Here is a 25,630-nt window from a genome sequence, read left to right on the forward strand (position 1 = left end):
CTTGTTGCTCCCTGATTGTTATTATGTATCAAAGGAACTATGAACAAATTGTTATTGGGGCAATATTAGCAATAGGTCTATGAGACAAAAGTAGAAAAGAGAAAGGTGATGTTTGAGAAGTGGTGGGTCGTGAAGGATTCGAACCTTCGACCAATTGGTTAAAAGCCAACTGCTCTACCGACTGAGCTAACGACCCATCTGGGGTGCCTTATCGCAAATTAACCACGTCAAGGAAGTGGTGGGTCGTGAAGGATTCGAACCTTCGACCAATTGGTTAAAAGCCAACTGCTCTACCGACTGAGCTAACGACCCATCTGGATGCGATACTGCGAATTGTTCACTTCAGGGAAGTGGTGGGTCGTGAAGGATTCGAACCTTCGACCAATTGGTTAAAAGCCAACTGCTCTACCGACTGAGCTAACGACCCATCTAGGTTTGCGGTGTTTGAGATATCCAGCGAGTGGTGGGTCGTGAAGGATTCGAACCTTCGACCAATTGGTTAAAAGCCAACTGCTCTACCGACTGAGCTAACGACCCATCTCGAGATTTACCGCAGATTGCCACTTCGGGAAGAAGTGGTGGGTCGTGAAGGATTCGAACCTTCGACCAATTGGTTAAAAGCCAACTGCTCTACCGACTGAGCTAACGACCCAAATTTTGATACAGTGTTTACCGAACGTGGTGGGTCGTGAAGGATTCGAACCTTCGACCAATTGGTTAAAAGCCAACTGCTCTACCGACTGAGCTAACGACCCGCTCGATACACTGTGATGATCCCGCCCCACCGAGAGTGGTGGGTCGTGAAGGATTCGAACCTTCGACCAATTGGTTAAAAGCCAACTGCTCTACCGACTGAGCTAACGACCCATCGGGATCCGGCATTCTGAATTTGGTGGGTCGTGAAGGATTCGAACCTTCGACCAATTGGTTAAAAGCCAACTGCTCTACCGACTGAGCTAACGACCCATTCCAGATTGCCCTCTACGCTGCCTTGGCTGCGCTGAGGGCGCCTATAATACCTTTTTCAGTTATCCATGCAAGCGCAAATTCCCGAAACTTTTGTCGTTTGCATGAAAAACAGCCCAAGAGACTGTTTTCTGGATTAAAACCCGTCAAAGCGCGTTCAATTGCTGCTGTGCAATGCGGGCAGCAGCGCTGTTTGCGTACTCTTTTATCACCTTGCGGTACAGGTTTTTGGCACCCACGGTATCGCCTTTCTTCTCGGCAATCAGACCCAGCTTGACCAGGCTGTCACCGCGCTTGCTGGAGTCGGGATATTTTTCCACCACCACAGTAAAGGCACCACGGGCTTCATCGAGCTCGTTCTTATTATAGAGGAGCTGACCCAGCCAGTAGTTGGCATTATCAGTGTAGTTTGAGCCAGGGTATTTTTTGACAAAACTGCGAAATGCCGCGATAGCCTCATCGTACTTGCGCTCTTTGAGCACCAGATTGATGGCCTGCTCATAAGAGGCAGTCTCATTGAGCGACGCTTCCACCGCAAGTTCACCGCCACTGACTGCCGGTGCGCTTGCGCCGCCGGACGCACTGACCGGGGCCTGTGCGCTGGGCTGAACATTGGCAGCACCTGAGCTTAAGCTGGCTATCTCTTCATAGAGCTTGCGCTGACGCTCAAGCATCTGGTTGATTTGATAGTTTTGCTGCTCCGTGAGCCCACGCAAATCCAGCACTTCCTGCTGCAGGGCATCCAAACGACGCTGCATATCAAAGTCGGTTTGCTGTTTGGCTTTCAGAATTCGCTCAAGCTTGGCGATGCGCTCATCCAGGCTTCCGCCGCCGCCCAAATCTTCAACCGGCGCGGCAGCAAACGCCTGCCCCGCCGCGAACATGGCTACCAGTAATACAGTCTTTTTCATCAATCCTACCCTGTCGTGTTAACCCTCAATACACCAATACGGCGCGACGGTTTTTGGAGAAACCGTCATCGGTACGGGTCAGATCCTGTGGTTTTTCTTCGCCGTAGCTGACAATGCTCATCTGGGCAGGTTGTACACCCATGGCCTGCAGGTACTTGGCAACGGCCTTGGCACGGCGCTCGCCCAGGGCGATGTTGTACTCAGGGGTACCGCGCTCGTCAGAGTGGCCTTCAATCAGAATACGCACTGAAGGGTTTTCAAGCAGATAGTTACCATGAGCCAGCAGGATGTCGGCTGACAGCGGCGACACTTCACTGCGGTCGAAGTCGAAGTAAATGACGTTCTCGCGGCGCAGCTCTTCCTGCTTCATGCGCATCTGCTCTTCAGGGCTCAGCATACCGGACACACTGCCGGTTTCAACGCCGCCCATGCCGGAGCCACTGCCGCCCAGGCTGCTGGATGAGCCGCTGGCGTCGGTCGCTGAATCGGTAGAGCTACAGGCAGACAGGGCCATGATAGGGGCCACAATCAACATGGTCTTAAGCAGTTTGTTCAATTCCATTTTTAAATCCTTTAATCAATCGAGATGATAATTCGTTACAGGAACGGGGACCAGGAAGGTGATTTCACCTCTCCCTGCCCCGCGGGCAATCTTGCCTTAAAGCGTCCATCCGTAGACACGGCAGCGAGCACCTGCCGGCCCTGATGCGTGGTGCCATAAATGACCATGGTGCCATTGGGCGCCACGCTGGGAGATTCGTCCAAACGGGTCGTGGTCAGCACCTGCATAAACCGGGTTTCCAGATCCATGCGCGCGATGTTGAACTTGCCGTTGGTACGGTTTACAAAAATCATGGTACGGCCATCGGGGGTAATGGAGCCACCGAGGTTCCACTCACCATCGAAGGTCAGGCGGGTCAGCTTGCCAGAATCCAGCTCCACCTTATACAGCTGAGGTCTGCCGCCACGCTCAGAGGTGATAAGCAGCGACCGGCCATCGGGGAACCAGGTAGGCTCAGTGTCGATGGCATAATGATTGGTAATACGGCGTGTTGTTTTGGTAGCAATATCAATGGTGTAGATTTCACTCTGACCATCTTTGGACAGGGTCACTGCCAGGGTCTTGCCATCGGGCGAAAAGCTTGGCGCACCGTTAATACCGGGGAAACTGGACACCTTGGTGCGGGCCTGGGTAAAGATATCCTGCACAAAGATTTCGGCCTTGCGGTTTTCAAAGCTGACATAAGCCAGGCGGCGACCATCCGGTGACCAGGCAGGTGACATCAGCGGCTCGGGCGAGCGCAGCAACATGTGCTCGTTGTAACCGTCGTAATCGGAAATCATCAAACGATATGGTGCTTTTTCGGCATGGTTCACCACGACGTACGCGATGCGGGTCAGGAAGGCACCGCGAATACCGGTGAGCTTTTCGTACACCACATCGCTGATGCGATGACCGTACTGGCGAAACTGGGCGGCGGTAATCACTGTCTGGCGGCTGTCCAGCAGCAGGTCCTGCTTATTGAGCGGCGCCTGACCGGCCAGTTGGGCCTTAAGCAAGTCAATCAAATCGAAGGTCACCAGATACTGATCCGGGCCATAAGGCTTGATGGCGCCCACCACGGCAGCTTCGGCGTTAATACCGGTCCATTTTTGCGGCGCAAACTCGGCGAGGGTAGAAATGCCGTTTTGCGGTAAGCCCAGGGTATCCAGAGGTTTAAAGGTACCGCTGCGGGTCAGATCCGAGGCCACCACATCTGAAATCTGTGATGGCACAGGGCCAGTTCCCTGCCAAACAAAGGGCACCACAGCAATGGGACGGGCAGCGTCAACACCTTCGGTGATAACGATATCCAGTGCGGCCTTCACGGGCAAAGACAGGGCGGCAATTATCAGCAGCGCCCACTTTCCGATGATCTTCATGAAACTCCTTTAGATTTCCGGTTGCACGGTCAAATTGATTTCTTTCATCAGCTGGTACACCTCAGGCTCAGGTGACACAGGCAGACGTCCGGCCTTGGTAATGGCCGCCTTGGCGGCGCGGCACACCACGCCGTCCCCTTCCCGCGCTTCTGCGGTGGTCACAAAACCATCGCTGGCGAGACGGATAAACATTTTACAGCTCTTGCCACGCATCGACTCATCCACCACCAGATTACGCTGAATGGTGGCCTTAATCATGGCGGTGTATCTGTCGCGCTCAGACACCAATTGGCGATTGCGGGCCGCGTTGATGGTGGCCTGTTCAGCGGCCATCATGTCAGCCAGCTCCTGCTCTCGGCGCGCCGCTTCTTCGGCAGCCTTGCGCTTACGTTCTGCTTCCGCCTTACGCTTGGCCTCTTCCTCGGCCTTGCGTTTGGCCTCGGCCTCTTTGCGCTTGCGTTCTTCCTCGGCCTTGCGTTTACGCTCTTCCTCGGCTTTCTTGGCGGCGGCCTCTTCGGCCTTGCGCTTGTCTTCTGCCTTCTTAGCTGCTTCTTCAGCCGCCTTGCGCTCAGACTCTTTACGCGCCCGTTCTTTTTCGGCCTTGTCGGCGGCTTGCTTGGCCTGCTCTTCCTTGCGCTTGGCTTCTTCGATGGCCTTTTGGGTCTCGATTTCTTTTTGCTTGCGCTCAGTTTCGAGCTGCTTCAGCCTGGCCTGTTCCTGCTCACGGGCCTTGCGGGCTTCATCGGCCTTGCGCTCCAGCTCTTCCTGACGCAGCTGCTCACGGCGCTCGGCGTCACGCTTCTCTTGCTTAATTTTCTCGGCTGCGGCCGCGACCTTCTGCTGGTCAATCAGTACCGCCTGCACAGGCGCGGCAGCTGCGGGCTCCGGGGTTTCCAGCTTTTTGGTAAAAAAGTCCAGCGCGCCCAGTGCCAGCACCAAAATAATACCGACGTGTATCGCCAGGGAGATGGCCACGGGTAAGGTCAAACTTGAATGGAATTTCTTCGCGGACACCCTGTTACTTCTCCTGTGGTGAGTCCGTCATCAGCCCGACCGAGGGCACTCCGGCTTTTTGCAGCGTAATCATTAACTGAATAACGTCCTCATAGGGAATACTGCGGTCGGCTTTCACCACCACAGGGCGCTCAGGCTCCAGCATTATCATGGCTGCGACCTGGGTAGCGACATCTTCGAGGGTCAGCACGTCTTTGGCACTGCTGCCACTGCCGATGTCCAGATAGTAATCACCGTTGGCGTCGATGGAAGCCACCACCGGCGGCTTGCTGTCAGTTGACAGCGCTTCGGCCTCACCTGTGGGCAAGTCGACCTTGACCCCCTGCGTCACAATGGGCGCCGTGGCCATAAAGATGATAAGCAGCACCAGCATCACGTCGATATAAGGTACGACGTTGATTTCAGCCACGGGGCGGCGGCGCTTGCGCTGATAACCGTGCATCAGGCTGACTCCTTCTCGGCATAAGCCTGGCGGTGCAATATGCTGGAGAACTCTTCCATAAAGTTCACATAGGTGCCTTCAAGCTTCTCCACTTCGGTGGAAAAGCGGTTATAGAAAATCACCGCAGGAATCGCGGCAGCAAGACCCATGGCCGTGGCGATAAGAGCTTCTGCGATGGCCGGTGCAACGATACCCAGAGTGGGGTTTTGCACTGCGCCCAGGGCGATAAAGGCGTTCATAATCCCCCACACGGTACCAAAGAGGCCGATGTAAGGGCTGGTTGAACCTATGGTGGCCAGCAGCGGCAAATTGGTTTCGAGTTTTTCAAGCTCCCGGGACAGGGTCACACGCATGGCACGGTAAGTACCGTCCATCACGGCGCCAGGCACCCGGGCCGACAAACGCGCCAGGCGGGAATACTCTTTAAAGCCGGTAACAAACATGGCTTCGAGGCCGGCGTTGGCTTCACCACGGGCAGACAGCTCCTGATACAGGCGATTCAAATCCACCCCGGACCAAAATTTGTCTTCAAATTTGGCTGAGCGCGACTTGGCCGCCTTAAGCAGATTGCGGCGCTGAATGATCACAGCCCAGGACAGTACCGACAAACCCACCAGGATCAGCATCACCAGCTTGACCAGCAAGCTTGCCTGCAAAAAGAGTCCCAAAAACGAAATATCAGCGTGCACCTTGTGTTAACTCCTGCGCAATATGGGGTGGAATGGCATGGGGCCGCATCTTCGACAATGCCACGCAGGCAACCACTATGTGTCCCTCGCAGTAACAGGTGTCGGCCTCATCCAGAAGTCGTTGTTCGAAAACCATGGAGGCTTTCTTCATTTCTATGACAGTGGAATGCACAAAAAGATTCTGCTCAAATCGCGCCGCTTTACGAAACTCAATCTCTGCCCGTTTCACCACAAAAGCAATGTCGCCGGCAAGCAGCTCGGTTTGGCTGATGCCAAGTGCACGCAGCCATTCACTTCTTGCCCGCTCGAAAAAGTTGAGATAATTGGAGTGATATACCACCCCACCGGCATCGGTATCTTCGTAATAGACGGAAATAGGCCAAATAAACATGGCAAATGCGCACAAATCCTCTTGTTAAAGTGAGGCCTACTATACCTAGCCTGCTCGGGATTGTGAATGGCCGCTCCCCCGCCAACTGTAAAGAAAAATAAATGATAAAAGGGGCCGAAGCCCCTTGTATCAATGCATTTTTTGTGCGTTTTGCGATCAGAGTTTGCTTGGCAGGGTCAAACCGAAGTTTTGCCACAGGAACGCATAGATGTCGGCAAACTCGGCAATCTGCATCGCCGTGGGTTTACCGGCACCGTGGCCGGCCTTTGACTCGATACGCATAATCACGGGCGCAGGCCCCTGCTGTTTGGCCTGCAGCATGGCGCCAAACTTGAAGCTGTGCAGCGGTACCACGCGATCGTCATGGTCGGCGGTCATCACCATGGTGGCAGGGTAAGCTTGCGCTTTCACGTTGTGATAAGGCGAATAGGCCAGCAGATACGGGAAATCTTCCGCATTGTCGGCACTGCCGTATTCCGCTGTCCAGGCCCAGCCGATGGTGAACTTCTGGAAGCGCAGCATGTCCAGCACACCCACCGCCGGCAGAATGGCGGCAAACAAATCGGGTCTCTGGGTCACGGCGGCGCCCATCAAGAGGCCACCGTTACTGCGACCATAGGCACCGAGCTTGCTGCTATTGGTGTAGTTTTCGCTGATAAGGTATTCGGCGGCGGCAAAATAGTCGTCAAACACATTTTGCTTCTTACCGAACATACCGGCCTTGTGCCACTCTTCACCGTACTCGCTGCCACCACGCAGTGCAGGTACCGCATAGATGCCACCCATATCCAGCCAGGCAATGGTGGCAGGGCTGAAGCGAGGTGTCATGGAGATGGAGAAACCGCCGTAAGCATAGAGGAGCGTCGGGTTATTGCCGTCCTTCTTCAGGCCTTTTTTGTAACTGACCAGCATGGGGATACGGGTGCCATCCTTACTGGTGTAGAACACCTGCTCAGACACATACTCATCCGGGTTGAAAGACACCTTGGGCGCGCTGAAAAGCTCGTTGGTGCCCTTGTTCAGATTGTATTTGTAGATAGTCTCAGGCTGCACATAGCTGTTAAAGATGTAATAAAAATAAGGCTTGCTGGCCTTGCCGTAGGGACCGGCAATCTTGCCCTTGCCCGGCAGCGACACATCTTCACGCTTTACGCCATCCATGTTGTAAATGGATAACTGCCCCAGCACATCGTGCAGATAGCTCACCACCAGATGCTCGCTGATGATGCTGACTGCTGCGATGGGGTCCTGAGTTTCAGGCACCAGAGTGCGCCAGTTTTCTTTCGCCGGATTACGGGTATCAACGGCAATGATGCGGCCTTTCGGGGCATCCAAATCGGTCTTGAAGTAGAACACCGGGCCTTCGTTACCGAGGAACTGATATTCAGCTTCCAGCTCGCTCATCAGCTCAACCACTTTAAGACTTTTATCTTTCAGTGATTTATAGAAGAAACGATTGCGACTGTCTGTGCCTACTGACACGCTGATGAGCAGGAAATTACCGTCATCGGAGACAGTGGAAGAGAATCCCCACTCGGGCTGATCCGGGCGCTCATACACCAGGGTATCCTTTGCCTGTTCGTCGCCAATGCGGTGAAAGTACACTTTCTGGTTGTAGTTCACATCGACCAGGATATCGCCGCCAGCCGGCGCATCGTAGCGTGAGTAGTACACACCGCTGTTGTCATGGGCCCATTCGGCGCGGGAAAACTTGATCCAGTTAAGGCGGTCGGCCAGCTTGCGGCCGCTGGCCACATCAATAAAGGCCCACTCCTGCCAGTCGGAACCTGATTTGGATACGCCGTAAGCCAGCGTTTTACCATCACCGCTCACAGACACACCGGATAAGGCCACAGTGCCGTCGGCAGAGAGCTGGTTGGGGTCAAGGAGCACACGCTCAGCACCGCCACTTTCACTCACATAGAGTACATTTTGTGATTGCAGGCCATTGTTTCTGAAAATAAAGCGATTTTCACCGTGCTCAAAAGGCGCGCCGACTTTTTCGAAGTTCCACAGCTCGGTAATACGGTCAACCACCACTTGTTTATTAGGAATGGCGGCGAGGTATTCTTCGCCAAAGGCTTGCTGGCGTTTTACCCAGTCTTCGGTCTCAGGGCTGCTTTCTTCGAGCCAGCGATAAGGGTCTTGCACCTCAACGCCATGGATTTGCTCGCTTAGGGCAACCGTTTGGCTGACGGGATAGGTGATGCCAGCCGCAGGCGCTTCTAATGGCGCTTCTTTGGTCTGGCAGCCTGTAAGCCCCAGGGCAAATCCCAGGGTCAGCAGGCTTAGGGTGCTGATTCTGCTTGTCATTGTTATCGTCCTTTGCAGTTGATTGGTGCATTGCCGCAGCCCACTATACCCCCAAAAATAGAGGTGGCAATGGTGAGGGCACACGGTGATGAAACTTTCGCCAAAGACCCGGTTTAAAGGAGTGATAACATATTGCGGGGATGCAATACGCTTTTTTATGCTTGATATATGCTTAATTACTCGAAATATCGCCATTAAGGCCGTTAACGTGCGCAAGATCACACAACAATCCATTAGTTAAACTAATCTCAAATTCCAATTTTTCTCGTTTGTTGTTCTTATCATGGCTGACTACAATGGCCACGTTTTCCGGAAGTGTCTGCGCGGCAGATTGTGAAAACAAAGAACATTTTATCGCTGTGTCTGACACATCGATATCATCCCTGGTTCTTATGCTTGACTTCCTTCCTTCAATTTGTTGATTGCAATGCTTATTCTTTTGCGGCCCACTTGAGATCAAGTGGGCTTTTTTTTATGTCCGGTTTTGCCCAGCCGGCAAACAAAAAAGACCGCGCTGGCGGTCTTTTGTATGAACAAAAATTAATGCTCAAATCGTTTTTGTTATCTGGATAACGACCCGGCGGTTACGCTGGCGCTCATCCGCGCCCTGGTTGGAGGCCACGTGACGAGTCTCGCCATGGCCCTCAGTTTGGATACGGTCAGCGGGGATCCCTTTGCTGACAAAAAAGTCCTTTACTGAGGCTGCACGCTTGTCAGATACCTTTTGGTTCAGGTTACGGCCACCATGGCTGTCGGTATAGGCATCGATGAGTACCAGCTCAACATCGGGGTCCAGGCTCAAATACTCCTGCACCCGCGCCAGCTGCGCCTTGGAGAAGCGGGTCAGCTCAGTCCCGCCTGACTCATAATTGAGTACAGTAAAGGCGATATCATCAAAACTGTAGGGCAACAGCCCCGATAAGCACTGACGAAACTCGGTGTATTTGCGGCGGAAATTGGCCGCCGATAACCCCACGGCGACCTTATTGTCGCTGTTGTACCAGTCGGCATAGTAGAAGGTAGGCTCACGGCCACGCTCAAGCTCAGTGAGCATGGACCAGGCCGCCTTTTTGGGCACTTCGCCGTTAAAGTCTCTCATATAAGAAAGCCTGGTAATGGTCGACTGCACTTCACCCGGGCGCCATGAAGGTGCCTTGCTCACCAGAGTTGCTGCCGTGGCCGCATCGGGCTTGGACCACATATCCAGAGTAAACAGCAAATTTTGATCTTTACCGGCCGCACTGGAAAACACCGCCTTGCCATAGGAGGGAATGTCGTGCTCCAGACTGCAGCGGATGCGGGAGTTCTCTGCCAGGCGCCACTGGGAGTCGGCGATACTGGCCACGTAGTGACGCATGTCGGCCACCGCGCCCAAGGGCAGCAGCAGTGCGGATAGAATAAAGCAGTTACGCCACATAGGACTTCTCACGATTCAATGCTTACTCTGGAACTATCGACCAATATTCCCGGTTCTTTAGCGCAGATTTTGCGCAATCAAACATGACAGCCAAGGCTCCTTTTAGCATAATAGCGCCCTTTGCCATTACCAGAGAATTCAGGATGTCCGACGCCTTCAACCCCAACAAGCTCAAGTACAGGTTCCGTGGCTACTATCCTGTGGTAATCGATGTGGAAACCGCCGGCTTCAATGCCCAGACTGATGCCTTGCTGGAAATTGCCGTCACCCTGCTGACCATGGACGATGATGGCATGCTGGCGCTGGATAAAACGCTGCACTTTCATATTGAACCTTTTGAAGGTGCCAATCTTGAGCCTGCTGCGCTGGCCTTTAATGGCATCGACCCAAGCAATCCCCTGCGTGGTGCCGTCAGCGAAAAAGAGGCCATGCTGGAAATCTTCAAGGCGGTGCGTAAAGGCATGAAAGCGTCAGATTGCCACAGAGCCGTCATCGTCGCCCATAATGCCGCATTCGATCATGGTTTTGTCACCAAGGCCATTGAGCGCAGCGGCGTTAAACGCTCGCCATTCCACCCCTTTGCCACCTTCGACACCGCCTGTTTGTCTGGTCTGGCCCTGGGGCACACGGTGCTGGCGCAGGCCTGTAAAATCGCCGGTATTTCCTTCGACAATAAAGAAGCCCACAGCGCTCTTTATGATACCGAGCGCACCGCAGAGCTTTTCTGTTACATAGTCAATCGCTGGAAATCCCTGGGCGGCTGGCCATTACTGGGCGCAGACGCCCCGGATGATGCCGAGGATACGACTGCAGATAACACATCAGGGGAAAATGCTGTTAAGGTGTAATAGCTCAGACCTGATCTGACAGTTACCCGATTTTGGGGTGCCGTTGTCAGATTAGATTTGGGCTAAATTCTTTTCAGCCCAAACCCGTTTTCCATCAATTAATGTCGCCATCGGTGTGCGACCGCAGCACATTTTGCCCTGATGGGTGCGCTCATTGTTGTACAGCGCCAGCCATTCGTCCAAGTCTTTTTGCAGCTCCTCCAGTGTGCTATACAGCTTTTTGCGGAACGTGACCTGATAGAACTCATTCAGAATGGTCTTGTGGAAACGCTCGCAGATACCGTTTGTCTGTGGATGTCTGGCTTTGGTTTTCGTGTGGTCGATATCATTGATGGCCAGATACAGCTGATAATCGTGCTGCTCAACCTTACCGCAGTACTCGGTGCCCCGGTCAGTGAGAATACGCAGCATCGGCAGCGCCTGAGCTTCGAAAAACGGCAATACTCTGTCGTTCAACAGGTCGGCAGAGGTGATTGGGGTTTTGGTGGTGTAGAGCTTGGCAAAGGCGACCTTACTGTAGGTATCGACGAAGGTCTGCTGGTATATCCGCCCCACACCTTTGAGGTTGCCGACGTAAAAGGTGTCCTGTGAGCCCAGATAGCCAGGATGATGGGTTTCAATTTCACCGCAGGCCTCATCGTCCTGGGCTTTCTTTTCCAGGGCTGCCACCTGCGCTTCTGTCAGAATGATGCCATCGCGCTCCATCTTTGCTTCCAATGCGACCAGGCGCTTCTTGAGGTTTTCCAGCCCGTGCCTGAGCCAAATTGAACGTACGCCGCTGCCGGAAACAAAGACGCCCTGCTTGCGCAGTTCGTTGCTGGTTCGGGTTTGACCATAGGCGGGAAACTCAATGGCGTAATCAATGACAGCTTGCTCTATATGGTCATCAACACGATTTTTCAGATTGGGCGTGCGTCTGGAGCGGTTGATAAGCGCATCAATGCCGCCATCCTCAACCAGTTCACGATAGCGATAGAAGGTGTCACGGGACACGCCCATAACCTTGCAGGCTTTGGAAACGTTGCCGAGCTCCTCAGCGAGATTCAGCAAACCTGCTTTGTGTTTAATGATGGGGTTGTTAGTATGCAGCATGAGAGTTACCTCTTTTGTTTTGATTGAAGATTCGACACCTTTATCAAAACGGGTAACTCTCACCTTTTCAAGATGATGTGTCAGATCAAGTCGCGACTAATACAGTTAAGGATACCGAGGACAGCGCCGACAAATAAGCCAACATTCCAAGCCATTTGCTTATTACGCCTCTTAAATCAACAACGGCTAAACAAATCCCAGAAATAGAAAAGCCGCCCAAGGGCGGCTTTTTCATTCAACTCACTGTCATCCAGTCGATGGATTACAGATCGTCAGCGTTTTCGCTCAGGTAAGCAGCAACGCCATCTGGGCTGGCGCTCATACCTTTCTTACCTTTTTCCCAACCGGCTGGGCACACTTCGCCGTGCTCTTCGTGGAACTGCAGCGCGTCAATCATACGCAGCATTTCGTCAACGTTACGGCCCAGTGGCAGGTCGTTTACTACCTGGTGACGTACCATACCTTCCTTGTCAATCAGGAAAGAACCACGGAAAGCCACACCGGCTTCTGGGTGTTCTACGTCGTAGGCCTGGCAGATTTCGTGCTTAACGTCAGCCACCAGAGTGTACTTAACGGGGCCGATACCGCCCTTGTCTACTGGGGTGTTACGCCAGGCGTTGTGGCTGAACTGAGAGTCGATAGACACACCGATCACTTCAACACCACGCTTGGTGAACTCTTCCATGCGGTGATCGAAAGCGATCAGCTCAGATGGGCACACGAAGGTGAAGTCCAGTGGGTAGAAGAAAACCACGGCTGCTTTGCCCTTGATGGCTGCAGTCAGGTTGAAGTTGTCAACGATTTCGCCTGAACCCAGAACGGCAGCAGCAGTAAAATCGGGGGCCTTGCGACCTACTAATACGCTCATTGGTAACCTCCATCTATGGATTGAGCTATGGATAATACGAACTTTCCTGTTAGATATTCAGCATTATAAGAGGTGCCATGAGCCTGACAACCCAATTCGGCGGAATATCACACAAATGCGCCTTTACCTTGTCTGTCAGAGCAATTAATCGCCGTAAAGCCCCCTGCAAATTCGGGGCTTTTCAAGTGGCAAGACCGCACGGGATCACAAACGGCAAATTTGTACGCGAATTCGTGCCCATCGCTGGACAAGCAAGGAAAACACTGTCAAAAATAGCCCTTTTGATTGAAGAAAGACTTATCCATGATGAATTCCGTGGTTATTGCCGTGTGCCTGATGCTTGCCCTCAGTCTCGCACGGGTAAACGTGGTTATCGCGCTGACCATCAGCGCACTGGTCGCCGGGCTTTGGGGTGGCATGGGGCTGACTGCCACCATCGAGGCCTTTAACACGGGCCTCGGTGGCGGAGCCCAAATTGCCCTGAGCTATGCACTCCTTGGTGCCTTTGCGGTGGCGCTGTCACATTCTGGGCTGACTACGGTGATTTCCCACTCCGTAATCAAAAAACTGGGGCGGGAAAACGATGCCAAAGCCTTGGGCACGGTGCGCATGTTACTGCTGGTTTCATTGCTCGCCATGGCCATGGCGTCCCAGAACATTCTGCCTATCCATATCGCCTTTATCCCGATTCTGGTGCCGCCCCTGCTGCACCTGATGTCAAAGCTTAAGCTCGACCGCCGACTGGTGGCCTGTGTGCTTACCTTTGGTTTGGTGACCACCTATATGGTGCTGCCGGTGGGCTTTGGCGGCATCTTCCTGAACGATATTTTGCTGGCAAACCTGACAGGCAATGGCCTGGAGGCAAGTCGCGAGCAGGTGCCCGGCGCCATGCTTATTCCGGCACTTGGGATGATTTTGGGGCTGCTCATCGCAGTGTTCATCAGCTACCGTAAGCCCAGAAACTACGTTGAAGAGCAAATTCTCGCGGCTGAGCCCGAGGAGCGCATAAATAGTCGCAGCCTGCTCATTGCCGTAATTGCCATTGTGGCGACCCTGGTAGTGCAGCTTAAAACCGACTCCATGATTTTTGGCGCCCTGATTGGTTTTATGGTGTTCAGTCTCTCTGGCGCCGTTAAGCATGTTGCCGATCAGGATATTTTTACCCAGGGCGTGCGCATGATGGCCAATATCGGTTTTATCATGATTGCCGCCGCGGGCTTCGCTGCCGTGGTTAAGGCTACGGGCGATGTGGGGAATCTGGTGTCGTCTTTAAGTGAGCTGATTGGCGACAATAAGGCGCTAGCGGCGTTCTTGATGTTATTGGTAGGGCTGCTTATCACCATGGGCATTGGCTCATCCTTCTCGACCATTCCCATTATTGCCACCATCTATGTACCACTGGCGCTCTCCTTTGGCTTCTCGGTACCGGCAACCATTGCCCTGGTCGGCACAGCGGCGGCCCTGGGTGATGCGGGTTCACCTGCGTCCGACTCAACCCTTGGCCCCACTGCGGGGCTTAATGCCGATGGCCAGCACGACCATATGCGTGACAGCGTGATCCCAACCTTTATTCACTACAATATTCCACTGTTGGTGTTTGGCTGGATTGCGGCCATGGTGCTCTGAGCGGACTGATAACCGTAAAAGAAGTGCAGCGGAAAAGAAATCAGATACAAAAAAAGCGCCCTTGGGCGCTTTTTCATTTAAGACAGCTGTTTACTAACGCTTACTTGGTGCCAAAAATCTTGTCACCGGCATCGCCAAGGCCCGGCAAAATGTAGCCGTTTTCGTTCAGGCAGCGATCGATGGCGGCAGTATAGAGCTCAATGTCCGGATGGGCTTTCTCCAGCGCGGCCACACCTTCGGGGGCTGCAACCAGCACCAGGGCCTTGATTTGCTTACAACCGCGCTGCTTGAGCAGGTCGATGGTGGAAATCATGGAGCCACCTGTTGCCAGCATGGGGTCAACCACCAGCGCAATGCGCTCATCAACCTGGCTGCACAGTTTTTCAAAATAAGGTACTGGCTCGAGGGTTTCTTCGTCACGGTAAATACCCACCACAGAGATGCGGGCGCTGGGGATATGCTCGAGTACACCGTCCATCATGCCGAGACCGGCACGCAGAATGGGCACGACAGTCACCTTTTTACCCTTGATTTGCTCAACCTGTACCGGGCCGTTCCAGCCTTCAATAGTCACGGTTTCGGTTTCAAAATCGGCGGTGGCTTCGTAGGTGAGCAGGCTGCCCACTTCGGCAGCCAGTTCACGGAACCGCTTGGTGCTGATATCCGCTTCTCTCATCAGGCCAATTTTATGGCGAACCAGGGGATGTTTTACTTCGACGACTTTCATGTCTCACTCCTGCGGTTTTTGGCGTTTTTCAGGCAAATTTCTGGAATTTTAGATGATTTGTTCTCCCGATAAAACATAAAGTTTCGTTCAAACGCCGAATCGTGAAGCCAGTCGCGGCTTATTGCGCCAAAAGCACATTTGAAAGCCAAAACTACCCTTTCGACCCCCCTCACAAACTGCTAGAATACGGCCCCAATAAAAACCACTCGATGTACCCTACTAGAGGATCCTCCGTGAGCACTCCTACCCCACTGAGCTATAAAGACGCCGGTGTCGATATCGATGCAGGCAACGCACTGGTGCAAAACATCAAGTCTGCCGTTAAGCGCACCCGCCGCCCTGAAGTGATGGGCAACCTGGGTGGTTTTGGTGCCCTGTGTGAACTGCCAACCAAATACAAGCACCCTGTGCTGGTATCCGGTACCGATGGCGTGGGAACCAAGCTGCGTCTGGCCATTGACTTCAAGAGCCACGACACCGTGGGTGTTGATCTGGTCGCCATGTGTGTGAACGACCTGATTGTGCAGGGCGCCGAGCCACTGTTCTTCCTCGACTACTACGCCACCGGCAAGCTGGACGTGGAAACCGCCACTTCAGTGGTAAACGGTATCGGCGAAGGCTGCTTCCAGTCAGGTTGTGCCCTGATTGGTGGTGAAACCGCCGAAATGCCAGGCATGTACGAAGGCGAAGACTATGACCTGGCCGGTTTCTGCGTGGGCGTGGTTGAAAAGGCCGACATCATCGACGGCACCAAGGTGAAAGCAGGCGATGCCCTGATTGCCCTGGCGTCCAGCGGTCCTCACTCAAATGGTTACTCTCTGATCCGTAAGGTACTGGAAGTGAGCAAGGCCGATCCTCAAATGGATCTCAATGGCAAGCCGCTTATCAAGCACCTGCTGGAACCCACCAAGATTTATGTCAAATCACTGCTGAAACTGATTGCCGAAAGCGAAGTACACGCCATGGCACACATCACTGGCGGTGGTTTCTGGGAAAATATCCCACGCGTACTGCCTGAAAACTGCAAAGCCGTGGTTCAGGGCGACTCCTGGCAGTGGCCTGTGGTATTTGACTGGCTGCAAACTGCCGGCAATATCGAAACCTATGAAATGTACCGCACCTTTAACTGCGGCGTGGGTATGATTGTTGCCCTGCCCGCCGACAAGGTGGAAGCGGCCCTTGAACTCCTCAAGGCCGAAGGCGAAAACGCCTGGCACATCGGCCATATCGCCGAGCGTATCGGCGATGAAGAGCAGGTGGAGATCCTCTGATGAGTTGTCGCGTCGTTGTCCTTATCTCCGGCAGTGGCAGTAATCTGCAGGCCATTATTGACCAGTGTCAGGGCCGCAGTGGCATTGAACTGGTTGGCGTTATCAGCAATAAGCCCGACGCCTATGGTTTGGTACGTGCCCACCATGCCGAGATAAATACCAGCTGCGTTATCGCCCAAAAAGGTGAAAAGCGCGCTGACTATGACGCGCGACTCACCGCGGCCATTGAGGCCTATCAGCCCGACCTTATCGTGCTGGCAGGCTTTATGCGTATTCTCAGCGAAGGCTTTGTCAGCCGCTATCTGGGTAAGATGCTGAATATCCACCCTTCGCTGCTGCCCAAGTACACCGGGCTGGATACCCATCAGCGCGCCATTGATGCCGGCGATAGCGAGCATGGTGCCAGTGTGCATTTTGTTACGCCCGAGCTGGATGCCGGTCCCGTGGTGTTACAAGCCAAAGTACCCATCTATGAGGGTGACGACGCTCAGACACTTGCGGAGCGGGTGCATGAGCAGGAACATGCCATCTACCCTCTGGTGGTCAAATGGTTTGCCGCGGGTCGCTTGAAGATGGATGCCCATGGCGCTTATCTTGATGGCAGCCTGATTGGTCCCGGCGGTTACGCGCCAGACTGAGCAGCCTTTCGCGATAGACAAATGCAAGATGCGTTGCCATTTGGCAATGATTGAAGAAAGAGGCCCAAAGGCCTCTTTTTTTATCCGCCATATCCTTGCCCCAGAGGGCGAGGCTTATTTGGCACCTCACCCGCCCCTTCGCTAAACCTTGACCATCACGACTAACTTGCTCTGTTATCGTTGAATTTGCCGACGAATTGGCTTTAGATAAATGGGCCGTCCATTATTTTCGCCAGCGACGGAACCTTGAACAGGATTTTTCAATGAAAAACATCATCTGTGATATCGACGGAGTACTGCTGCACGACAACAAACTGGTGCCCGGCAGCGACAAATTTATTCATCGGGTGCTGGAGCAAGGCAACCCCCTGGTTATTCTGACCAATTACCCGGTACAAACCGGCAAAGATCTTCAAAACCGCCTCGAAGCCGCGGGCATTAACGTCCCCGAGGAATGCTTTTATACCGCCGCCATGGCCACCGCCGACTTTTTGAAACATCAGGAAGGCAGTAAAGCCTTTGTGATTGGCGAGGGTGCCCTCACCCACGAGCTCTACAAGGCCGGTTTTACCATTACCGACATCAACCCCGACTTTGTGATTGTGGGTGAGACCCGCTCCTACAACTGGGACATGATCCATAAAGCGGCACGGTTTGTTGCCGATGGCGCCCGCTTTATTGCCACCAACCCCGATACCCATGGCCCGGCGTTTTCCCCGGCTTGCGGCGCCCTGTGCGCGCCCATTGAGCGGATCACCGGCCGTAAACCCTTTTATGTGGGTAAACCCAGCAGCTGGATTGTGCGCTCGGCCTTAAACCACATCAACGGCCACTCAGAAAACACGGTTATCATTGGTGACAATATGCGCACCGATATTCTGGCAGGCTTCCAGGCTGGGCTTGAGACCATATTGGTACTCACAGGTGTGAGCCGTCTTGAAGACATAGAGAAAGAGCCTTTCAGGCCCAATCACGTGTTTAATTGTGCCGGTGACATCGATATTTTCTGACCTGCCCCCAATCCGGAACAACACACTGCCGCCAGTGCTTCAGCGACCGGTAAAGCTGAGATGCTACCAGCTGGCGCATGTTCACAAATTGACACATAAAAATGGCCGTTTGCCTTGTCATGGGTAAGCGGCCTTTGTCATTATGGGCGCCGCAAATCAAACGCAAAACACAATAACAACAGAATACCAACAAGGTACCCTATGAAATCACTGCTCCCTCTGGGACTTGTGCTGCTGACCGCCTGCAGCCAGGGCGGCCAGACTGCCGCTACGGCACCGTCGCCGGATTTTAATGAGGCACGTTTCAGGAACGACATCAAAATCCTCTCTTCTGACGCCTTCGAAGGCCGTGCCCCAACCACCGCCGGTGAAAAGCTTACTCTCGACTACCTCACCACTGCCTTTAAAGCCGCCGGACTCAAAGGCGCCAACAATGGCAGCTTTTTACAAAGCGTGCCCATGGTGACCTACAACGCCTCTGAACAGCAGGCGATTCGCCTCGGCAATCTTCATCCTGCGTACCGTAAAGACATAGTGCTCGGCAGCCGCCACAACAATCAGGGCGTGGAGATAAGCAAGGCACCACTGGTGTTTGTGGGCTATGGCATCAAGGCGCCTGAATACGACTGGGACGATTATGCAGGCCTGGATATGCAGGGAAAAATTGCGGTCATTCTGGTGAACGACCCCGGATTTGCCGCACCCGAATCCGGCAAGTTCAAGGGCAAGGCCATGACCTACTACGGCCGCTGGAGCTATAAATTTGAAGAAGCGAGCCGCCAGGGTGCCCTTGGCGCCATCATCATTCATGACACTGCACCCGCATCTTACCCCTGGTCTGTGATTGAAAACAGCTGGACCGGGCCACAGCAGGATCTGGCAGATGCCAATCAAACTGATGGCAGAATACAAGTGGAAGGTTGGATGACCCTGGACACCGCCAGGGCGCTCTTTGACGGAGCAGGTTTATCACTGGACACCCTGAGCCAACAAGCCGCACTGACACCGGGTAACCACGACTTAAAGCAAAGTGCAGATATCGCCTTTGCCAACAGCGCCACCTTTACCGACAGTTATAATCTGGTGGCGACCCTGCCGGGCACCGACAGAGCCGACGAGCATATCCTTTTTACCGCCCACTGGGACCACATCGGCAAAGACGACAGTCGCGACGGCGATAAAATCTATAATGGTGCCCTCGACAACGCCTCCGGTACCGCAGGTATAGTGGAAATCGCCAGACAGTTTGCGGCGCTGGATGCCATGGGCTTTAAAAACCGCCGCTCCATCACCTTTATCGCTACCACGGGTGAAGAGCAGGGTCTGCTGGGCTCAAGGTACTACGCTGCCAATCCGCTGTTTCCCATCGACAAGACCATTGCGGTGCTGAATCTGGACTCAACCAATGTGTTTGGCCGTACCAAGGACTTTACCATTGTGGGGAAAGGCCAATCCCAGCTGGAAGACTATCTTGTCGCCGCGGCCAAAGCCCAGGGACGGGAAGCAGTTGCCGAAAAGAATCCGGCCTCTGGCGGTTTCTTTCGCTCCGATCACTTCAGCTTTGCCAAGCTCGGCGTTCCGGCATCCTTCGCCGGTGGCGGCAGTATCCCACTGGACGATGCCACTGCCGCTTATAAGACCGAGATGCAGCTGAAAATGAAAGGCTGCTACCACAATGTATGCGATGAGTATCGCGCCGATTGGGACTTATCCGGCGCCTTGCAGGACTTGGCCATCTATTACGATGTCGCAAGAACCCTGGCCAACAATGAACACAGGCCCGGCTATTATCAAAAGAGCGAGTTTTATCCGTTAAGACCCGCCAATTAACAGATCTCAGGGCACCTCAATGGTGCCCTGCTTATTTTCCGAGCAAACAAGCTTCCCGACGTCAACGGGCTTAAAGCCCGTCCTCCATTGCAGATAAACCAAGTGTCTCGCCCCGAAGCCAAGCCCCATTAAATCATCACCAATAAAATCGCACCATTTTTAACGAAATCTCATTAAATGCAACCATGACACAAACGCATCAGCACAAAATAAGCCACAAAAATAGCATTTCAATATTTTTATTGTTTGCTTATTGCAGATTTCGCTGGCAAAGTGACAAAACATAGATGCCTCAGAAGTTAAGTGCGGAGTTTGTTATGTGTTCCATATTTGCCATTCTCGATATCCAATCCGATGCCAGTGCCATGCGCCAGGTGGCATTGGAAATGTCCAAACTGCTGCGTCACCGTGGCCCCGACTGGTCAGGTATTTACGCCGACGACCACGCCGTGCTGGCCCATGAGCGTCTTGCCATTGTCGACATTGAACATGGCGCCCAGCCACTTATCAGTGAAGATGGCAGCCTGGTACTGGCGGTGAATGGTGAAATCTACAACCACAAAGAACTCAAGGCAGAGCTTGGGGACAAGTACAGCTACCAGACCAACAGCGACTGCGAAGTCATACTCGCGCTGTATCAGGAATACGGCAGTGACTTTCTCGACAAACTCAACGGCATCTTCGCATTCGTACTCTATGACAAGGCCAAGGGCAGCTACCTGATTGGCCGCGACCACATAGGCATCATTCCGCTCTACACCGGCCGTGACGCCAAGGGTAACTTTTATGTGGCCTCAGAAATGAAGGCACTGGTACCCGTGTGCAAAACCGTCGAAACCTTTGCCCCCGGCCACTATCTGTCTAGCGCAGACGCTGCGCCGGTGCGTTACTATCAGCGCGATTGGCAAGCCTTTGATGCAGTGGCCGACAACGAGGCCAGTGTCGAGGAACTTCGCGCCGCACTGGAAGCGGCGGTCAAGCGCCAGCTGATGTCTGACGTACCCTACGGTGTATTGCTGTCCGGCGGCCTGGACTCGTCCATCGTGTCGGCCATCACCCAAACCTTTGCCAAGCGCCGCATCGAAGACAACGATGAGAGCGAAGCCTGGTGGCCACAGCTGCACTCCTTCGCGGTGGGTCTCAAGGGCTCGCCGGACTTGGCGGCCTCCCGCAAGGTAGCCGATGCTATTGGCACCATACACCACGAAATTCATTTCACCTTTCAGGAAGGGCTGGATGCCATCAAGGACGTGATTTATCACCTGGAAACCTATGATGTGACCACCATACGTGCCGCCACGCCAATGTACCTGATGGCCCGTAAAATCAAGGCCATGGGCATCAAGATGGTACTCTCTGGCGAAGGCGCTGATGAGCTGTTTGGCGGCTACCTGTATTTCCACAAGGCGCCAAACCCGCAGGCCTTCCACGAAGAGTTGGTGCGTAAACTGGACAAGCTGCACCTGTTCGACTGCCTGCGTGCCAACAAAGCCATGGCGGCCTGGGGTCTGGAGGCGCGCGTCCCCTTCCTCGACAAGGAATTTATGGATGTGGCCATGCGTTTAAACCCTGCGGCCAAGATGTCCGGTAAGGGCAAAATCGAGAAACACATTCTGCGTGAAGCCTTCGAACACAAGCTGCCCGCGGAAATTGCCTGGCGCCAGAAGGAACAGTTCAGTGATGGTGTGGGTTACAGCTGGATTGACGGTCTCAAGGAGCAGGCTGCGGCTAAAGTGGATGACTTGCAGCTTGCCAACGCCCGCTTCCGCTTCCCGCACAACACCCCGGAAACCAAGGAAGCCTACTTCTACCGCTGCTTCTTTGAAGAGCTGTTCCCGCTGGAGTCAGCGGCCCTTACGGTTCCCGGTGGCAAGAGCGTAGCCTGCTCGACGCCTGAGGCTTTGGCCTGGGATGCCAGCCTGCAAGGGATTATCGACCCCTCCGGACGCGCCGTGCGCGAAGTGCACGCCCAAAGCTACTGATGACTGTGTTCCTGTGAGCCGCCATTTGGTAATAAGCGGCCATGGAAGCGCACAATGTCGTAAAAAAGCCCCATCTTTGGGGCTTTTTTACAGGATTTGATGCTGCGCTTTATAAAGGCGCTGTGTCAGCGAGTCTCAAGGCAATTAACGTATGGGATTGCCCCGTGCTTTAGCCAGAGTATCAAGCCGCTCCCTGGCCTTATCCAGAATCATCTGTTGCCGCTGGGCGTTGGCCTGATGCCAATCGAGGATTTCCTGATAGCTGCGCCCGCAACCCATACAGATGTCCTCTTCGGTAAGGCAGCAATTGCGAACGCAGGGAGACGGTAACTTATCCATGTCAGGTCAGCTTTTTAAAGTAGTGTGCCTTTTCCAGCTCACGTACTTCCATGGTCAGGCTGGATGCCTGGATCTCCACGCCATCAATAGCGACGGCAATCGCGTCCATCAGTGCCCGTTTTTGCTCACTGCTGCGCCCGGGCATGATGCTGATGTTTACATGGATAAAGCTGTCGTCGCCCTCCCCGGTTTTGGCAGCTTCAGCCTGATGGGCCCGGGTTTTAATGGAAGCAGGCTCGAACAGGCCGCTGGCGACCATGGCGCTGTGGCAGGCACGCGTCAGGCCCTCGGCAACGTCATAACCGGGAACATTGGCAGAAAAATCAATAATACAGTGAGGCACTTTAGCTCCTATTCAGACCAAACGGCATATTCATTGCCACTGGGACAGGCAAAGTGAAAACGGCGACCACCGGGGAAACTGAATACCGACCGCACTATGCGTCCCCCATGATGCATGATGTGCTCCTGCTTCGCCGTTAAATCGTTGCTGTAGAGCACCAACAAAGGCCCGGCAGCCGCAGTGAAACTCACGTCGGCCTGATAAAAGCCGCCATCGATACCGGCATCCAAAAAGCAGCTGTATTCGGGGCCATAATCGAGAAATGCCCAGCCAAAAACGGCACTGAAAAAGGCCTTGCTCTCAGCCAGTTTGCTGCAGGGAATTTCCAGATAGTTGATGGTGTTCACTCGGTTCATCGGGTCTCCTTACCGCCGACGGACACTTAAGCCATTCGACTGATTATGCCCACGCTATGGCCAGTTTAGGCCTGCAGCAGTCCGGCTACAAGGCCTATGAGACCGCCAAACACACCGCCCCACACCACAAGCCAGCCCAAATGCTCCCGGATCATGTCCTGTACCAGGCGTTTGACCAGTTCGGGGGTGAGTTCATCGAGGCGATTTTGCACTATCTGCGCTATCTGATTCTTAAAGTCTGACAGCATATCCGGCTGTTCCAGTGCGGATTTAAGCTGCTCGTGGAAATTATCAGACGCGGCAATGTCGATAAGGGACGCCTTCATTTTTTCTTCGAAGGGAGCCTTCATCGGCGCCAGGGCTTCAACGCCACCGAACATGGCCAACATACCACCAAAGGACGACTGGGCCACCGTTTCCACCAAGGCATCAAAGGCGGGGGTTAAATCGACGCCGGCGATGACCCCGGATAAGTCCAAAGCCCTGTGGCCGGCGCCGTCACTCAAAAAGCGGTCTATATTTTCGTCGGTGAAAAACTGCTGCATCATGAGTTCGTGAATTGCCTTTTTAAAGGACTCGAACTTGGCGGGAATCACACCAGAGCCATAAAGCCCGGGCACTTTTTCAAACAACATGTGCACGGCCAGCTCGTTGGTAAGCGCGCCGGAGAGTGAAAACAGACCGACCGAGGTCAGCAGTGGTTGCCCACCCGCAAAGCCCGCCGCCGTAACGGCCGCGGCCAACCCATTGGTTACCAGCCCTTTATTCATCAAATCCCCCAGTTGGACAACAAACAAAACGACGGCATTTTAGCAAGGAGTCCAACCGAGGCCAACGCCCTCAACGTTCGGCAAGTACCTGATAGATACTGCGATCGCCGGTTTCTGTATCCAGCACGACCGAAGTATTGGCATCCACCAGAGTGCGGCGCACACACAGGACATCAGTTTCACCGGCAAGCTCCATGGCTTTGTCTGCGAGCAAATCGGCAACACCGTGATCGCGATAGGCCGGGGTGACATAGCTGTCATCGAAATACCACAGCGGTTTAAGGTGCAACGACGAGTAAGAAGGATAAAGCTGAATGAATCCCACCGCGTTGTGCTCGTCCATGGCGACGAAAATCACAGAATCATTTTCGGCCAGACGCGCTGAGAGAAACTCGCGCACGCCAGTGGGGTCGGACACAGAGCCAAGGCTCTGGCGGTAGGCGTTAAACAGGGGAACAAGGTTGTCGAGATCCTTGTCGGAGGCTAAACGTATTTGCATGCTTCTTCCTTGAATTATCCAAAGCTCCAGGGCCCAGAAAGACTCAAATGAAGGTAACACAATGAAATTAAAAAAGACACAGGCGGATTTAACACTTAAATCCAGGGTGGCAGCCAGTTAAAAGGCACGGGAAAACCCAGGGTAAAGAGTGCGGTATTGTGCGGTGTTTTTACGCCTGGGCCGATACACATCGGCAGCACTGTCTGTCTGGGCTGGCGTTACAAACAATGACAGTTAACGCTGCCAGCACTGCGTTGGGGCGCTCTCATTGCCCGTCCTGATTTCTCGGCCGACGACGCAGATCGCGGTATTCAAAGGATTGGGTGTGTATTCGATCCATGTCCAGGGCACACAGGAAGGCATATTCGGTCACCTTGGCGACCATATCGGGCTCACCGAATAAAAACAGTCGCTTATCTCTGCCAAGCTCGTGCCGCTCCTTTAGAATTTGCGGCACCTCCATCAGGCGGACCCTGTGATTGTCGATACGGTCAGCATCACTCACGGCCGAAATCAGCCCCTGATAGTGCAATGCCTTGTGCTCCAGCATCAACTTAAGCAGGGTGCGATGCAGATAAAGGTCGTCCAGATACTTGCCCCAATGATAGAGACTGATTGGCTTTTGATGACCGCTCTCCAGTGCCGATTGCACCAATCCCAGCGCGGGGCCAATACCTGTGCCAAAGGCCACCACAATCAGCTCATCGCTCCCATAGGTTCCCTGGTAATTACAACGTCCCCAGGGGCGGGTAAGCGACAAGCTGCCCCCTACCTTGACCTCGTCGCACAGCCACTGACTGAAGCGACCATTGCGCTTTCGCCGCACATGCACAGCGAAGGTGCCTTCACCCTGCCCCTGCGCAATACCATAGGTGCGCCCCACGCCTTCGGGGCCACGAATACCGGTACAAAGTCCGGGACTGTATTGAATATCTGAGTCGGGCTTAATCACCAGGCGGGTAACATCCTCACTCAGACTGAGCTTATCAAGGAGCCGCGCACTGACATAAGTCTCCTCGGCAGGACTGCTGAATTTCATGCCCTGTTTGGCCACACACTGACAGGCGTACACCAGCTGCTGCGCTTTCAAGTCGGCTTCCAGTCCCTTCTGAGCCTTGGGGGCAATCTTGCCTTCGTCCAGACGCAGCAAACAACTGCGACACTGACCTTTGGTACAGGAGTAATTGATTGGGTGGCCGAGGCGTTTGAGGGCACTCAGAACGGTTTCGCCGGATTCGGCATGGAAGCGCTGGTTATCCAAAAAAAACAGCGTCATGTGTTGTATGGTTCTCCCTGCCGGGAAGGGGTTGGGCGCTTCAAGATGCTGACTTAGCCCGGCCTTGTCAAGTGAAGCTTAAAAGAGAG

General features: G+C 53.8%; 25 protein-coding genes and 8 tRNA genes. 7 read left to right on the top strand and 26 right to left on the bottom strand.

The window, feature by feature from the left end:
* Nucleotides 1–120 precede the first annotated feature (120 nt).
* From JQC75_RS10650 to JQC75_RS10730, 17 genes are all read right to left on the bottom strand, one after another.
* Nucleotides 121–196 (bottom strand) — tRNA-Lys (locus tag JQC75_RS10650).
* Nucleotides 197–236: 40 nt separating this feature from the next.
* Nucleotides 237–312: transfer RNA gene (locus JQC75_RS10655), tRNA-Lys, on the bottom strand.
* Nucleotides 313–351: 39 nt separating this feature from the next.
* A tRNA-Lys gene (locus tag JQC75_RS10660) sits at nt 352–427 on the bottom strand.
* 34 nt (nt 428–461) lie between these two features.
* Nucleotides 462–537, bottom strand: a tRNA-Lys gene (locus JQC75_RS10665).
* Between the two features lie 39 nt (nt 538–576).
* Nucleotides 577–652: transfer RNA gene (locus JQC75_RS10670), tRNA-Lys, on the bottom strand.
* Between the two features lie 27 nt (nt 653–679).
* A tRNA-Lys gene (locus JQC75_RS10675) sits at nt 680–755 on the bottom strand.
* Between the two features lie 36 nt (nt 756–791).
* Nucleotides 792–867, bottom strand: a tRNA-Lys gene (locus JQC75_RS10680).
* Nucleotides 868–890: 23 nt separating this feature from the next.
* Nucleotides 891–966 (bottom strand) — tRNA-Lys (locus JQC75_RS10685).
* Nucleotides 967–1,112: 146 nt separating this feature from the next.
* Nucleotides 1,113–1,877 (bottom strand): tol-pal system protein YbgF, encoded by a 765-nt coding sequence (gene ybgF / locus JQC75_RS10690; RefSeq protein ID WP_203324094.1) that lies wholly within the window; start codon nt 1,875–1,877, stop codon nt 1,113–1,115.
* 25 nt (nt 1,878–1,902) lie between these two features.
* Nucleotides 1,903–2,439, bottom strand: a complete 537-nt coding sequence (pal, locus tag JQC75_RS10695) for a peptidoglycan-associated lipoprotein Pal (protein ID WP_203324095.1) — start codon at nt 2,437–2,439, stop codon at nt 1,903–1,905.
* 35 nt (nt 2,440–2,474) lie between these two features.
* Nucleotides 2,475–3,800, bottom strand: coding sequence for a Tol-Pal system beta propeller repeat protein TolB (tolB, locus tag JQC75_RS10700; RefSeq protein WP_203324096.1), 1,326 nt, complete (start codon nt 3,798–3,800; stop codon nt 2,475–2,477).
* 9 nt (nt 3,801–3,809) lie between these two features.
* Complete coding sequence (gene tolA / locus JQC75_RS10705) at nt 3,810–4,814, bottom strand: cell envelope integrity protein TolA (protein WP_203324097.1); 1,005 nt, start codon at nt 4,812–4,814, stop codon at nt 3,810–3,812.
* 4 nt (nt 4,815–4,818) lie between these two features.
* The gene (gene tolR / locus JQC75_RS10710) at nt 4,819–5,259 is read right to left on the bottom strand and encodes a protein TolR (RefSeq protein WP_203327199.1); all 441 of its coding nucleotides are present in this window, start codon (nt 5,257–5,259) and stop codon (nt 4,819–4,821) included.
* Nucleotides 5,256–5,945 (bottom strand): protein TolQ, encoded by a 690-nt coding sequence (gene tolQ, locus JQC75_RS10715; protein ID WP_203324098.1) that lies wholly within the window; start codon nt 5,943–5,945, stop codon nt 5,256–5,258. Before tolQ ends, tolR begins: the two co-directional genes overlap by 4 nt.
* On the bottom strand, nt 5,935–6,336 hold the full coding sequence (gene ybgC / locus JQC75_RS10720; RefSeq protein ID WP_203324099.1) for a tol-pal system-associated acyl-CoA thioesterase: 402 nt from the start codon (nt 6,334–6,336) through the stop codon (nt 5,935–5,937). Before ybgC ends, tolQ begins: the two co-directional genes overlap by 11 nt.
* 156 nt (nt 6,337–6,492) lie before the next feature.
* Nucleotides 6,493–8,655 (bottom strand): prolyl oligopeptidase family serine peptidase, encoded by a 2,163-nt coding sequence (locus tag JQC75_RS10725; protein WP_203327200.1) that lies wholly within the window; start codon nt 8,653–8,655, stop codon nt 6,493–6,495.
* Nucleotides 8,656–9,196: 541 nt separating this feature from the next.
* Nucleotides 9,197–10,066, bottom strand: a complete 870-nt coding sequence (locus tag JQC75_RS10730; protein WP_203327201.1) for a flagellar protein MotY — start codon at nt 10,064–10,066, stop codon at nt 9,197–9,199.
* Between the two features lie 143 nt (nt 10,067–10,209).
* Here JQC75_RS10730 and rnt point away from each other — a divergent pair, with 143 nt between their 5' ends.
* On the top strand, nt 10,210–10,914 hold the full coding sequence (rnt, locus tag JQC75_RS10735) for a ribonuclease T (RefSeq protein WP_203324100.1): 705 nt from the start codon (nt 10,210–10,212) through the stop codon (nt 10,912–10,914).
* Between the two features lie 51 nt (nt 10,915–10,965).
* Here the strand turns inward: rnt and JQC75_RS10740 are convergent, their stop codons facing one another.
* Complete coding sequence (locus JQC75_RS10740) at nt 10,966–12,006, bottom strand: IS481 family transposase (RefSeq protein ID WP_203324101.1); 1,041 nt, start codon at nt 12,004–12,006, stop codon at nt 10,966–10,968.
* A 262-nt stretch (nt 12,007–12,268) separates the two neighbouring features.
* Nucleotides 12,269–12,874 carry a peroxiredoxin C gene (locus JQC75_RS10745; RefSeq protein WP_011760207.1) on the bottom strand — a complete coding sequence of 202 codons (606 nt, stop codon included), beginning with the start codon at nt 12,872–12,874 and terminating at the stop codon, nt 12,269–12,271.
* Nucleotides 12,875–13,180: 306 nt separating this feature from the next.
* Between JQC75_RS10745 and JQC75_RS10750 the strand changes: the two genes are divergently transcribed.
* On the top strand, nt 13,181–14,500 hold the full coding sequence (locus JQC75_RS10750) for a Na+/H+ antiporter family protein (protein ID WP_203327202.1): 1,320 nt from the start codon (nt 13,181–13,183) through the stop codon (nt 14,498–14,500).
* A 100-nt stretch (nt 14,501–14,600) separates the two neighbouring features.
* Here the strand turns inward: JQC75_RS10750 and upp are convergent, their stop codons facing one another.
* Nucleotides 14,601–15,227, bottom strand: coding sequence for a uracil phosphoribosyltransferase (gene upp, locus JQC75_RS10755; RefSeq protein ID WP_203324102.1), 627 nt, complete (start codon nt 15,225–15,227; stop codon nt 14,601–14,603).
* A gap of 233 nt (nt 15,228–15,460) precedes the next feature.
* Here upp and purM point away from each other — a divergent pair, with 233 nt between their 5' ends.
* The 5 genes from purM to asnB all read left to right on the top strand — a co-directional run bounded on the left by purM (nt 15,461) and on the right by asnB (nt 21,958).
* A complete protein-coding gene (gene purM, locus JQC75_RS10760; protein ID WP_203324103.1) occupies nt 15,461–16,498 on the top strand; it encodes a phosphoribosylformylglycinamidine cyclo-ligase in 1,038 nt (345 codons plus the stop codon).
* Nucleotides 16,498–17,136, top strand: coding sequence for a phosphoribosylglycinamide formyltransferase (purN, locus tag JQC75_RS10765; RefSeq protein WP_203324104.1), 639 nt, complete (start codon nt 16,498–16,500; stop codon nt 17,134–17,136). Before purM ends, purN begins: the two co-directional genes overlap by 1 nt.
* 263 nt (nt 17,137–17,399) lie before the next feature.
* Nucleotides 17,400–18,146: an HAD-IIA family hydrolase gene (locus tag JQC75_RS10770; protein WP_203324105.1), complete on the top strand. Its 747-nt coding sequence runs from the start codon at nt 17,400–17,402 to the stop codon at nt 18,144–18,146.
* Between the two features lie 201 nt (nt 18,147–18,347).
* Nucleotides 18,348–19,976 (top strand): M28 family metallopeptidase, encoded by a 1,629-nt coding sequence (locus JQC75_RS10775; RefSeq protein WP_203324106.1) that lies wholly within the window; start codon nt 18,348–18,350, stop codon nt 19,974–19,976.
* A gap of 317 nt (nt 19,977–20,293) precedes the next feature.
* Nucleotides 20,294–21,958, top strand: coding sequence for an asparagine synthase B (asnB, locus tag JQC75_RS10780; protein ID WP_203324107.1), 1,665 nt, complete (start codon nt 20,294–20,296; stop codon nt 21,956–21,958).
* A 144-nt stretch (nt 21,959–22,102) separates the two neighbouring features.
* On the opposite strand, the gene JQC75_RS10785 is transcribed toward asnB, so the two are convergent.
* The 6 genes from JQC75_RS10785 to JQC75_RS10810 form a co-directional block, all read right to left on the bottom strand.
* Nucleotides 22,103–22,297, bottom strand: coding sequence for a DUF1289 domain-containing protein (locus tag JQC75_RS10785; RefSeq protein WP_203324108.1), 195 nt, complete (start codon nt 22,295–22,297; stop codon nt 22,103–22,105).
* A 1-nt stretch (nt 22,298) separates the two neighbouring features.
* Entirely contained in the window at nt 22,299–22,640 is a 342-nt protein-coding gene (locus JQC75_RS10790; protein ID WP_203324109.1) for a 5-carboxymethyl-2-hydroxymuconate Delta-isomerase, read from the bottom strand.
* An 8-nt stretch (nt 22,641–22,648) separates the two neighbouring features.
* Entirely contained in the window at nt 22,649–22,996 is a 348-nt protein-coding gene (locus JQC75_RS10795) for a VOC family protein (RefSeq protein WP_203324110.1), read from the bottom strand.
* A 65-nt stretch (nt 22,997–23,061) separates the two neighbouring features.
* Nucleotides 23,062–23,766, bottom strand: a complete 705-nt coding sequence (locus tag JQC75_RS10800; protein WP_203324111.1) for a DUF445 domain-containing protein — start codon at nt 23,764–23,766, stop codon at nt 23,062–23,064.
* Nucleotides 23,767–23,836: 70 nt separating this feature from the next.
* A complete protein-coding gene (locus tag JQC75_RS10805) occupies nt 23,837–24,265 on the bottom strand; it encodes a GNAT family N-acetyltransferase (protein ID WP_203324112.1) in 429 nt (142 codons plus the stop codon).
* A gap of 265 nt (nt 24,266–24,530) precedes the next feature.
* Nucleotides 24,531–25,541 (bottom strand): 2Fe-2S iron-sulfur cluster-binding protein, encoded by a 1,011-nt coding sequence (locus JQC75_RS10810; protein WP_203324113.1) that lies wholly within the window; start codon nt 25,539–25,541, stop codon nt 24,531–24,533.
* Nucleotides 25,542–25,630 lie beyond the last annotated feature (89 nt).

The sequence above is a fragment of the Shewanella litorisediminis genome, from assembly GCF_016834455.1.
GTDB lineage: Bacteria > Pseudomonadota > Gammaproteobacteria > Enterobacterales > Shewanellaceae > Shewanella > Shewanella litorisediminis.

Excerpts from the sequence above, each read along its gene's own strand:
- ybgF (WP_203324094.1), bottom strand. The coding sequence starts at position 1,877 with ATGAAAAAGACTGTATTACTGGTAGCCATGTTCGCGGCGGGGCAGGCG.
- pal (WP_203324095.1), bottom strand. The coding sequence starts at position 2,439 with ATGGAATTGAACAAACTGCTTAAGACCATGTTGATTGTGGCCCCTATC.
- tolB (WP_203324096.1), bottom strand. The coding sequence starts at position 3,800 with ATGAAGATCATCGGAAAGTGGGCGCTGCTGATAATTGCCGCCCTGTCT.
- ybgC (WP_203324099.1), bottom strand. The coding sequence starts at position 6,336 with ATGTTTATTTGGCCTATTTCCGTCTATTACGAAGATACCGATGCCGGT.
- JQC75_RS10730 (WP_203327201.1), bottom strand. The coding sequence starts at position 10,066 with ATGTGGCGTAACTGCTTTATTCTATCCGCACTGCTGCTGCCCTTGGGC.
- rnt (WP_203324100.1), top strand. The coding sequence starts at position 10,210 with ATGTCCGACGCCTTCAACCCCAACAAGCTCAAGTACAGGTTCCGTGGC.
- JQC75_RS10740 (WP_203324101.1), bottom strand. The coding sequence starts at position 12,006 with ATGCTGCATACTAACAACCCCATCATTAAACACAAAGCAGGTTTGCTG.
- JQC75_RS10745 (WP_011760207.1), bottom strand. The coding sequence starts at position 12,874 with ATGAGCGTATTAGTAGGTCGCAAGGCCCCCGATTTTACTGCTGCTGCC.
- JQC75_RS10750 (WP_203327202.1), top strand. The coding sequence starts at position 13,181 with ATGAATTCCGTGGTTATTGCCGTGTGCCTGATGCTTGCCCTCAGTCTC.
- upp (WP_203324102.1), bottom strand. The coding sequence starts at position 15,227 with ATGAAAGTCGTCGAAGTAAAACATCCCCTGGTTCGCCATAAAATTGGC.
- purN (WP_203324104.1), top strand. The coding sequence starts at position 16,498 with ATGAGTTGTCGCGTCGTTGTCCTTATCTCCGGCAGTGGCAGTAATCTG.
- JQC75_RS10770 (WP_203324105.1), top strand. The coding sequence starts at position 17,400 with ATGAAAAACATCATCTGTGATATCGACGGAGTACTGCTGCACGACAAC.
- JQC75_RS10775 (WP_203324106.1), top strand. The coding sequence starts at position 18,348 with ATGAAATCACTGCTCCCTCTGGGACTTGTGCTGCTGACCGCCTGCAGC.
- asnB (WP_203324107.1), top strand. The coding sequence starts at position 20,294 with ATGTGTTCCATATTTGCCATTCTCGATATCCAATCCGATGCCAGTGCC.
- JQC75_RS10785 (WP_203324108.1), bottom strand. The coding sequence starts at position 22,297 with ATGGATAAGTTACCGTCTCCCTGCGTTCGCAATTGCTGCCTTACCGAA.
- JQC75_RS10795 (WP_203324110.1), bottom strand. The coding sequence starts at position 22,996 with ATGAACCGAGTGAACACCATCAACTATCTGGAAATTCCCTGCAGCAAA.
- JQC75_RS10800 (WP_203324111.1), bottom strand. The coding sequence starts at position 23,766 with ATGAATAAAGGGCTGGTAACCAATGGGTTGGCCGCGGCCGTTACGGCG.
- JQC75_RS10805 (WP_203324112.1), bottom strand. The coding sequence starts at position 24,265 with ATGCAAATACGTTTAGCCTCCGACAAGGATCTCGACAACCTTGTTCCC.
- JQC75_RS10810 (WP_203324113.1), bottom strand. The coding sequence starts at position 25,541 with ATGACGCTGTTTTTTTTGGATAACCAGCGCTTCCATGCCGAATCCGGC.